The following is a 10,593-nucleotide window of genomic DNA, read 5'->3' as shown; positions in this document are numbered from 1 at the left end:
TTTTCCATAAGGTAAGAGATCAGCAGAAGTAGAAGCGATACCCTCAATATTTGTACGAATAGTTTTTACGATTTCATTTTTCTTGTATAGCTTGCCCTCAACCAATACCGCATTATCATTTAAGGAAATGATGTCAAAAGCAGTATCTTTCAAAGTGGCACTTCCTTGTGGCTTTGTATCGCCCGTTTCTAAATCTCGTTTCTGAATTTTGACACCACCACGGATAACCTTGTCTGATACAGAAAACTGGTTACTTCCAGTCAATACAGCAAGGTCGCCGTCCTCGGTAATCTGTGTTACATATAAGCCCTTAATCTGTTCGGACTTATCGCCAGCCTGCATATATGCACCGTCTAACAAGTAACCGTTTGGAGCTTTTGTTTCTTCAACGGTTAGCGTTCCAAGTGGAAGAACGGCTTTTCCGTCCTGCATATAAAAGCTGTCGCCAGATACTTTATATGTGTCCGCTAATTTTGTAACATAATGGATTGTGCCGTCGCTGTCCTTTTCAGCGATTGTCTTTGTAACCCATGTACGAGTAGCTTCGGCAGGGAGATTGTCTTTCGTATAGAAGCCAGCATAATACTTCCATGTAAATTCCGCACCTGCTAAAGAAGCGTTTCCTTGCGGATTGTCTTTCTGTGTTTCCATATCAATCTTAAAAAGCTCAATCAAAGTGTCTGTTACCTTTGGTGTATCAGATACTTTCAAAGTCGCTGTTTCGCCAGCTTTGATTGTCAATGGATAGATTGTTTTATCTACTTTATATCCTGCCGGTGCGGATAATTCCTTGATATAGACTGTGCCAGCCGTTACCTCTACAACGTCCGTATTTCCATTTTCATTAGTCGTAAGGGTGGTAAGCTGTTTCGTGCAGTTCTTATCAGCAAAGACACCGTATGTTGCACCAGCGATTGAGTAATTCCCGTTACCGTCTGTAATGCTGGTATTACTGGAAGTCTTTTGCAGTTTCGCATTTCCGACATTTAATTTCGCCCAGAATTGTCCCAATTCCTGCCCCTCGCCAGAGTAGATATAACCGCCACATTCATAGCGTCCTTTATTCTCTTTGACAAAGGCTTTTGCACCAGAGAAAACTTCGTCCTGCGTAGCTTTTGGAATTTCATCATAAGAAGCTCGCACGTTATCACATTGCCAGCCAAGATGTACGCTCAATCTCTGCCAGACAACACATTGTTCCAACAGATAGACTTGCTTGTAGTTCAGTTCCTTGTGAGCTTCGCTATACTGTTTAACATACTCTAAGGATAACGCCACATCTGAAATCTGGTCGGCACTCATGCGTGAACTTGCGTCAGCTCTGGTCTTGTAGCCATTCTTAAAATCTGTATTGATGTCAATACAATAGGCAGTTTCGCCCTCAACTTTCATCATGCCCTCATTGAATGTCGAACCGATAGAACCGTCATTCATTACTTTTTCAATGATACCGACACGCTCTGCACTTTCCGTCCAGTATTGCTTGCTTTCAGCATGAACGGGTGTAGTTGGTAAAGCAGTAACGACAGTTGCAAGAGCTAAGAAGCCCGTACACAATCGTTTTAACATCTTTTTCATAAATCTAATGCTCCTTTCATTTTGGGTAATAAAATAGCCGTCCAATAAGAACGGCTGAAAATAGAAAAGGAACGTCATGTTAGGCGTTCCATAGTCTATGAGTTATTCAATTTTTTCTTGTTTCAATACTGATGTGCTGTACCATATCTTTGCATATCTAGGAAAACTTGCGTATCAAGGCTCATTCGTTAGTAGTAAATAAGTAGTAAATTGATGTGTTTGTTTCCTTGAAAATGCTGATAGATACTGTGTTTTAGCTGATAATCAGATTTTTATTGTGTTTTTGTTTCAAAATCAGCAAGTTTTTTTGTATCTCCACGTGTAAAAATAGGTGCTTTATCAATATAAAAATCATAACAAATGTCAATTAAATCATCATCTCTTTGAGGTCGATAGTTATGCATATAAACACAAGGATATAACCTTATTTTATTTTTTCTAACATCCTCATTATAATCTTCAATCATGCTGACATAAGACCAAACTTGATAAGAAGGATGTGTTGTTTCAACAAATTTTCCATGTCGTCTTGTTTTAACAATAGCTTCTTTTGACATAACTTTTTTTACTTCTTGCCATTGCTTTAATTCTATAACAACTGCACTTTCTCTTCCTTTTTCATCTTCACCACTTATAATAAAATCTACTCGTTTATTCGAATTAGGAATCCGATATTCAATTGCAATTTCGCAATCATCTGGAATTTTCATATCCTCCATAACTTTATACATATATTGCATAGAATTCATCCATGATTGGACTTCATTATATGCTGTCTTTTTGTGTAACTTTTCAAACACTTTTTTTTCAATTTTTTCTTCAATTACATCCAGTTTTACATCATCTAAGAATCTTTTTTTTGTTTCTTGATACGTTATCATAAGTTTGTATATTTTTTTGAATTTCCTTTCGCTTTTTCAACTGGATATTTTTGACGATTTTTTTCTAATTTATTTAATACAATTTCTTCCAAATCTACTCCTAAACGGTCAGCCATAACAATGCAATAATTAACTACATCAGCTAATTCTTCACAAACAGCCTCTTTATCATAATCATTATTCCATTGAAAACATTCTAATAATTCACCTGCTTCAATCGCAATTGATTTAGCAAGATTTTCTGGTGAATGAAATTGATCCCAATCTCTTTCCTTATTGAAATCAATAATTTCTTTAATAACGTTTTTCATTAACACTCCCCCTTAAATTATGAATAAATTATACATTGTTTTTAAAATAATTAGTAGGTCATTTTTGATTTCCTTCCTCTGAAATACTAATATTAAAAATATTTATTGGTCATTATAAATCATTTATTTCATTACCCTATGATTACCACTAAATTAATTAATTTTATTATAGATATCAATGCAAATCATCAAGATTCGTGTATAATATACAAGGAATTATTTTATGGGAGGTTTTTTATGATACTCGAACAAATCAATCCTGAACTTCTTGCCCTAGCTGAAGAATCGGATATAGTATTAAAAGATATTTATAAAAAGATCGATACAATTTGTTTATCAAATTCGAATCGAATTTTATCTGCTTTCATAGAAAATAGAGTTTCTTATTCAGATTTTAGTGATATCAATGGATATGGAAACTATGATGAAGGCAGAGATAAATTAGAAAAAATATTTGCTACGGTACTCGGCTGTGAAGATGCTTTGGTACGTCCACAGATCATGAGTGGTACAAATGCTATTTACTTAGCTCTTTCTGCATTATTAAAACACGGGGATACAATGATTTCATTATCTGGTGCTCCTTATGATTCACTGCAGGAAATGATTGGTATCATTGGTCATTCAAGTCAATCATTAAAGGCGAATGGTGTTCACTATGAACAAATTGAATTGATTGATGATGATTTTGATGATGAAAGAATTATTGAACGATTGAAAGAGAACAACGTTAAACTTGTTGAAATTCAACGATCAAGAGGATATTCACATCGTAAATCACTCTCTATTTCAAAGATTGAGCGTATTATTTTTAAAATACGTGAAGTGAATCAGGATGTCATTATCATGGTTGATAACTGTTATGGAGAATTAGTAGAAACAAGAGAACCGGGCCATGTTGGCGCAGATGTCGTTGTTGGCTCTTTAATGAAAAACCTCGGTGGTGGAATTGCACCTACCGGAGGATATGTTGCGGGAAATCATGAGCTGATCCATATGGTTGCCGAGCGTTTAACAGCTCCCGGCATTGGAAAAAGTCTTGGGGCTAATTTCAACTTAAACAATGCTTTTTTCAAAGGTCTCTTTATGGCTCCTAATGCAGTGAAGAATGCTTTGAAAACAACTGTGTTTACATCTTATATATTAGAAAAATTAGGATATTCAAATATTTCTCCGCGATATAATGAACCACGAACAGACATCATTCAAACCCTGGAATTAAAAACAAAAGAGAATTTAGTCAATTTTACTCAAGGGATTCAACAAACGAGCCCTATTGATTCATTCGTACGTGTTTTACCTGCTCCTATGCCCGGTTATCCTTTTGATGAAGTCATGGCAGCGGGAAGCTTCACACAAGGAAGTACCATTGAATTAAGTGCCGATGCACCAGTCATTGAACCTTATACACTATACATGCAAGGCGGATTAACCTTTGAATATGGAAAACTATCTATTTTACTTGCATTAACAAACATGAAAAGGAAGTTGGATTAACAACTTCCTTTTTGTCCGCCATCGATTCGAATGACCGTATTATTGATAAAATCAGCTTCATCACTTATTAAAAATTTAACTAAATAAGCAACTTCTTTAGGATCACCATATCGGTTGACCATGATTTTATCAACTTCTTCTTTTAAAAATTCTTCATCATATCCATCCAGTTCATTTTCTGTACCAATAAAACCCGGAGCAATACAATTCACATGAATATATGGTGCAAATTCAAAAGCAAGATTATGCGTTAATGAAATTAATGCAGCCTTTGATGCATCATAATCAATACACATTGGATAATATGTATTGATACCATTTGTTGAAGAGATATTGATGATCCTTCCATATTCTTGATCTAACATATGTCGATAAACCCTTTTACTGCAATTAAAAGCACCAACGACATTTACATCCAATGTCTTTCTAAATTCATCAGCATTTTTTAAATGAAACAAATTTGATAAGTCAATTGCAGCATTATTGATCAGAATATCAACACCACCTAATTTTGACTCAATCAAAGATACCATTTCATCTACTTCATCTTCCCTAGAAACATCAGCCTGAATAGCCAAGCATCGCACACCATAATTTTCAATGATATTATCTTTTAGTGCATGAGCTTCTAATTCAGAAGTTAAATAATTGATGACGATATCATAACCTTGTTTTCCAAGTTCTAAAGCAATTGCTTTCCCTATTCCTTTAGCGCCACCGCTAATCAAGACAACTTTGTTCATAATTTTAAAAAGAGCTTAATTAAGCTCTTCCTGCATATTTACCATCCGTTGTAAACACAACGATCTTTTCTCCCTGTTCAATGAACTGAGGAACACGTAATGATAATCCGGTTTCTGTAACAGCATCTTTTGTCTGATTAGATGGTGCACCCTTAATTGCCGGATCCGTCTGTGTAATCGTCAATTCTACTTTTTCTGGAACCGATACGGATAAAAGCAATCCCTCAAAGAACATCAGTGAAACTTCTGCACCTTCAATGATGTAATATTTGTTGTCACCTACCTGATCTTCTGTCAATTCATATGTTTCATAAGTTTCAAGATCCATAAAATAATAAGTAGAATCAGCCATATATGAATATTGAGCTGCTTTTTTGGAAATATTTGCTGGTTCAAATTTAGTAGAAGCATTGAAGTTTCTCTCCTGAACTGAACCTGTCTTTAAATTTTTCATCTTTGTCTTTAAGATAGCAGCTCCTTTTCCCGGTTTTACATGTTGAAAATCTAATACCTGACAAGGATCACCATCAACGATCAAAGTTAATCCTGTTCTAAAATCTCCTGCTGAAATTGCCATAATTTTTCTCTCCTAACCTTTCATTTTTTCTTTACATATTTCATTTTAACAATTTTAAGCTTATTCCTCAAGACTTATTAGGATATTTGTAGCGTTTTTTCTGTTGTATGTGATTGAATATACTTAGTCCACTTGATATATCCATAAGTAGTATTTGTGAAATAGCCTAGTTTTAAAACTAATAAAACATACTGCCCGGAAACAATATTTATAATTGCTTCAAGGAATGCACAAATGTACCATGCAATCCATTGTTCACGAAGTCTAAAGAAAATAAACAATCCATTTGCGATACCTACAGCCGATGCACAGGCATCAATGTAGATAATTGCAGTTTCTAATGATTTATTGTTATAAAAATCAGTTGCGATATCTAATCCACTGATCAGATAACCAACAACAATTGTCCAGATAATGATTCCTAAAATAACCAAGACTTCCTGATAACCTTTTAGTTTTCGAACCACGGTCAGTTCATTCTCTTCATCATCTTTGTGTTTTGACCAGTTTATAAAGCTGATAATATCAATTGGCAGCCAGAAGAACAGTGTCGTTGCCATTGTTGCGAATCGATACATTAAAACGATACAAGAAATAATTTCCACAATTTCTACTAAAACAGAAACAAGGAAATTATATCTCGATTGTTTCGAAATCAATAACTCACAAAGAATATTCAAGAATGTATCTAACAGATAAAGCAGCATGATGACAATTCCATTGACACCATTGGCGCTTTCTTCCGGAAAAAAAACTGAGATGATCGTTGCCAATACCATAATTGACATAAACCATGATTTTTCATATGTAGTAAACTGCTTTGAAAATAGCATCATGATCAAAACTGATAACATCAAAATAAAAGAAGCAATTCCTAAATTAAAGAGTTGTGTTAATTCATTTGCCCTTACTTGTTGATAAGAATACTGTACTTCATCATCACTAATATCTTGATGGTCAAAATATAATTTTGTTCCATTATCTGTTTCAAATTCATATGCTGTAATTGTATCATTCTCTAATTTTTCATATTCTTCATATGTATAAGATACAACTAATTCCTTATCACCATTTCTATAGGTAACATCACAAATCGTGTTATCCTCACTATAATCTTCTAGTTCTGTATCTCTTGTCATTTCTATAGTCTCAACAAATTGAATTTCATCAACATGAGAATTAATTTCAATCGCCCCATATCCGATTGAAACAATAGAAACAATATATAATAAAATTGAAAAGATAGCTTCAAAAATTCTCAACCCCTTTTTAGGTTCCATGTTTTGTTTAAAAAACTGAATCATATCATACCCTCTTTCTAATGAATCGCATTTTATTATGCGCCACACTATTATAAACTTTTTTTTTAGAATGTGGTATATAATTTACATAAAATTAAAATTGTGACATAAACATTAAACTTATCTTAAACTAAATTTTTATCTATTCGTATATATGAATATGGTTTAATAGATTTCAAATTAAAGGTATTTTTCAATTTTCTCTTTTTCCTTAGATCCAACAGTTTTTAGCCTTAGTAAAGGAATCTCTATTTTATCAAATATGTGATCCTTCAATTCGTCATTCTTCCTTTGTTTGGGATTATTTTCGTGAAAAGCATATCCATCTACTTCGATACCCAACACTGGTTGTTTGTCATAATTACTATAAATCAATACATCTACACTAGCACCATTTTTTATATATTTCAGTTCGTTATCATTAAAATATTTTTCTTCTTTAATAATATATTTTAAATTCACATTTTTACCATACTTATACTTACTAAAATCTAACATATCATCAAGTAATGAATATAACAAATTCTCTGATGTATATTTTGATCTTTTCCATTTTTTTTTTTTTTGCATCTCTTTTAATTTATCAGAATAATCTGAGTACAATAAATCAAATATGGATCGAACCCTGCTTTCACAAAGTAAAGTATCTTCCTGATAATACTGCATATATCGAATCAAATCTCCCAATTCTTTATTCGCTTTTACAAAAACATCGACATTTGAGACCAGAATAAATTTTTCTATTGCTCTAGATACTGCAACATTGATAAGATGAGGTTCATCGACAAATTTCATGAGTTTACTCGAGGCACCTTTTTTGTCTAAAACAGAAGAAAATAAGATTACATCACATTCTCGTCCTTGGAACTTGTGAACTGTATCTTTTTGGAAATCTGAATATAAAATTTCTTCTGAAGCATTTACTTGTCCTCTAAATGGTGCCATAAATCCAAAAGATTTATTTTCTCGAACATCAATACCTGCTTCACTCATAAAACTTTCATCCATTAAAGAATCTAATTCTCTAATATTTGTAATTTTATTTACTGCATTCTTTCCAAATCTCATGTGATTTCCAGGAACAGTTTTTAATAGAATTAATGAATCTTTATTTTGCTTATTTGAAAGACAAATTAACTTTCCTTCATAATACTTTCTATTGCAAAATTCTATGATTCGATTATTACAACGATAATGTTCTAATAGCATTACTTTAATATTACTATCAAAAATATAATCAAAAGATGCCAATAGTGAATTATGATAATAATTATATTCAAAATTCACATGATATTTATCTCTTAACGCATCATAATCTTCAAGAGTAAGTTTTTCATTAGGTATATGCGGAAGTTGTTTTAAATCACCCACTATTACTGCATTGTCAGCAGTATGAAGAGCAATGATTCCTGGAACCAATTCGACTTGAGAAGCTTCATCTATAATAACATAGTCAAACTTATAATTATAGTTTTTTGAATTTGAAATTGAATGTGTGGTTGCTAAAATAACTGGGTATTCATTCATAAACTCATCAAAATTACTATTTTTAAAATAATTATTTATATTAAACTTTTTTCTAGTTTTGTTATCATATTTACAAGCTAAAAAAGCTTGAAAATATTTTTTTGATTTTTGTTCCAGCAAAGAAAGTTCTTCTTCAAAATCTTTGTTTTTTAAAGTTTCCTCAATCATAGTAATTTCATTTTGAATTTCAGATATTTTTTCATTATAATATTGATTTTGCAACTCCAAAATAATTGAATTGATATTTTTATACTGATTAAAATCATATATACCATATTTAATCAGATTTTTAATTTTTACAACTACATTATCCAAATCTACTATTTCTGGATCAATATCAATCAATAATTTTAAAATCCTATCACTATTTAAATGAAAAAAATGCAACTTCTTTAATTTTTCAACATCTTGATTTTCAAGATATTCGCTAAAATATTTTTGTTCATGCTGATATTCAAATAACATTTGCTTCAATTCAGCACTTTTGTTATTATATGCTAATAATGTCGTTAATTTTTTTTCATGTTTTTTTATTTGTGATAATAACTCAACTAATTTTTCGTTAGGTATTTTCCAATTCCTTATTTCCAATGGATAATCTTTTTGAGAACTGAAAAATTTTTCTTTATTTTCTTTATTACCTAACAAAGATAGCACAAAATCATAGCTGTTCTTTTTCATTTTTTCTAAAACATTTATTATTGCTTCATTATTCCCTGAAACCACAGCAACTGTTTTATTTCTTATTATTAAATTAGCAATTATATTTAATATACTTTGAGTCTTTCCTGTACCAGGTGGGCCTTGAATAATTGATATTCTATTATTCAAAGCGTTAATAACTGCTTTCCTTTGACTTAAATTAGTACCAAACGGAAATATTATGGGATCATCATTTTTAAAGGGGATCTCATGAATTTTTTTAGAAAAATAAATATCTAATAAATTATTTTCTCCTATAGCAATTCTATTTAATTGATTTCCTAAATAATCTTTACTAAATTCTTTACTGTCATTATCTTTTATTTTTGCTATTTCTTTATAATACTCTAACAACTCATGATAATTTAAGGTTAGATTCTTTTCTATTTTAATAGTCCCTCTATTAAACATTTTTCCCTTTAAATCGTTCTTAAAATAAACAAAGGCATAGCTTTCAGATAAGTACATTCTATCAATTTCAGTAACTTTACCATCGATAATATAAATCTCATCTTCCTTTAAATCATACCTCAATAGCTTCTCTATTTTTACAGAATCTTTTGCATAAGAGTATATTTTTTTATTATTATAAAATTTAATATTAATATAATTTTTAACAGGGTCAAATTGATAACTTACTATTTCATCCGTCTTATTTTCACCCTTTATTATAATAAGCTTTTTGTATTCTGTCATATTATCATTATTCATAATAATTTATCCTTTTTTCTTATTCGATCATAGATTTGTAATTCAAACAATTTAGAAAAATACAACTCTAATCTAAATTAAATTACTATAAGTAATAAAATCATTAAACAAACAATTAATATCGTATAAATCCTATGTAAATTTCATTTCTTTGAGTTTATTTTTTACTTTAACTTTGAATTACTATTAGAATCATAAATATCTTTACTATTTAATTGTCTCAAACCTAAAAAGCATTTATCCCATATAACATATAATATTAAATCATTTGGAATTGCTCAAATTTATTTTATCACAAATCCTCTCAATATCAACGAAAATGAAATCGAGGATCTTAAAGTAGTATCTCTTCCTTCATCACAACAATGTCCAACTGGAAAAAGGAGATACTGAACTCATTTCAACGTCCTTATGATGACCGTAAGCTCAGCAATGCCCTGTCGGAAAACATCAACGGACAGCTGCAGACTTATATTGCCATTTCTAAAGGCATTTCCAATTTCGTGCGTTTCAGAAAAAGAGTCATTTTCTCACTGAATCCAAAAGTATACTATTCCATCACAGAAACGCTTCATTCCGACAAACGTGAAGGAAGATCAAGAATTTCTCATAAGAAGCAAAACACATAATTTTCATATATTATAATTTTTATATACAGATCTCGGCATATTACAAAAGAGATGACAGTTCCATGAAAATCACTTTCATACCTGTCATCTCTTTTTCGGTATATTAAATTATCGTGGGAAATGCCCCCCGCTTTAA

General features: G+C 31.3%; 8 protein-coding genes and 1 pseudogene. 2 read left to right on the top strand and 7 right to left on the bottom strand.

Annotated elements, in window-relative coordinates; all coding sequences use genetic code 11:
* From ACZYT3_RS01120 to ACZYT3_RS01110, 3 genes and pseudogenes are all read right to left on the bottom strand, one after another.
* Positions 1–1,578 (bottom strand): annotated as a pseudogene (locus ACZYT3_RS01120) (SrtB-anchored collagen-binding adhesin); the annotation flags it as partial.
* 272 nt (positions 1,579–1,850) lie between these two features.
* A complete protein-coding gene (locus ACZYT3_RS01115) occupies positions 1,851–2,459 on the bottom strand; it encodes a hypothetical protein (RefSeq protein ID WP_464087367.1) in 609 nt (202 codons plus the stop codon).
* Positions 2,456–2,770 carry a nucleotide pyrophosphohydrolase gene (locus ACZYT3_RS01110; RefSeq protein ID WP_464087366.1) on the bottom strand — a complete coding sequence of 105 codons (315 nt, stop codon included), beginning with the start codon at positions 2,768–2,770 and terminating at the stop codon, positions 2,456–2,458. Before ACZYT3_RS01110 ends, ACZYT3_RS01115 begins: the two co-directional genes overlap by 4 nt.
* Before the next feature lie 237 nt (positions 2,771–3,007).
* On the opposite strand from ACZYT3_RS01110, the gene ACZYT3_RS01105 reads away from it, so the two are divergent.
* Positions 3,008–4,267 (top strand): methionine gamma-lyase family protein, encoded by a 1,260-nt coding sequence (locus ACZYT3_RS01105; protein ID WP_464087365.1) that lies wholly within the window; start codon positions 3,008–3,010, stop codon positions 4,265–4,267.
* Here ACZYT3_RS01105 and ACZYT3_RS01100 read toward each other — a convergent pair.
* The 4 genes from ACZYT3_RS01100 to ACZYT3_RS01085 all read right to left on the bottom strand — a co-directional run bounded on the left by ACZYT3_RS01100 (position 4,264) and on the right by ACZYT3_RS01085 (position 9,828).
* The gene (locus tag ACZYT3_RS01100) at positions 4,264–5,010 is read right to left on the bottom strand and encodes an SDR family NAD(P)-dependent oxidoreductase (RefSeq protein ID WP_464087364.1); all 747 of its coding nucleotides are present in this window, start codon (positions 5,008–5,010) and stop codon (positions 4,264–4,266) included. The two genes, ACZYT3_RS01105 and ACZYT3_RS01100, sit on opposite strands and share 4 nt — an antisense overlap.
* Before the next feature lie 19 nt (positions 5,011–5,029).
* The gene (efp, locus tag ACZYT3_RS01095; RefSeq protein WP_294561896.1) at positions 5,030–5,587 is read right to left on the bottom strand and encodes an elongation factor P; all 558 of its coding nucleotides are present in this window, start codon (positions 5,585–5,587) and stop codon (positions 5,030–5,032) included.
* 77 nt (positions 5,588–5,664) lie between these two features.
* Positions 5,665–6,891 carry a nicotinamide riboside transporter PnuC gene (pnuC, locus tag ACZYT3_RS01090; protein ID WP_464087363.1) on the bottom strand — a complete coding sequence of 409 codons (1,227 nt, stop codon included), beginning with the start codon at positions 6,889–6,891 and terminating at the stop codon, positions 5,665–5,667.
* Between the two features lie 177 nt (positions 6,892–7,068).
* The gene (locus ACZYT3_RS01085) at positions 7,069–9,828 is read right to left on the bottom strand and encodes an AAA domain-containing protein (protein WP_464087362.1); all 2,760 of its coding nucleotides are present in this window, start codon (positions 9,826–9,828) and stop codon (positions 7,069–7,071) included.
* A gap of 344 nt (positions 9,829–10,172) precedes the next feature.
* On the opposite strand from ACZYT3_RS01085, the gene ACZYT3_RS01080 reads away from it, so the two are divergent.
* Positions 10,173–10,457, top strand: a complete 285-nt coding sequence (locus tag ACZYT3_RS01080) for a transposase (protein WP_464087368.1) — start codon at positions 10,173–10,175, stop codon at positions 10,455–10,457.
* Positions 10,458–10,593: the final 136 nt, after the last annotated feature.

The sequence above is a fragment of the Traorella sp. mt218 genome (genome assembly GCF_055420025.1).
Note: the sequence above shows the minus strand (reverse complement) of the source record. Positions and strands in the feature narration are given on the sequence as shown.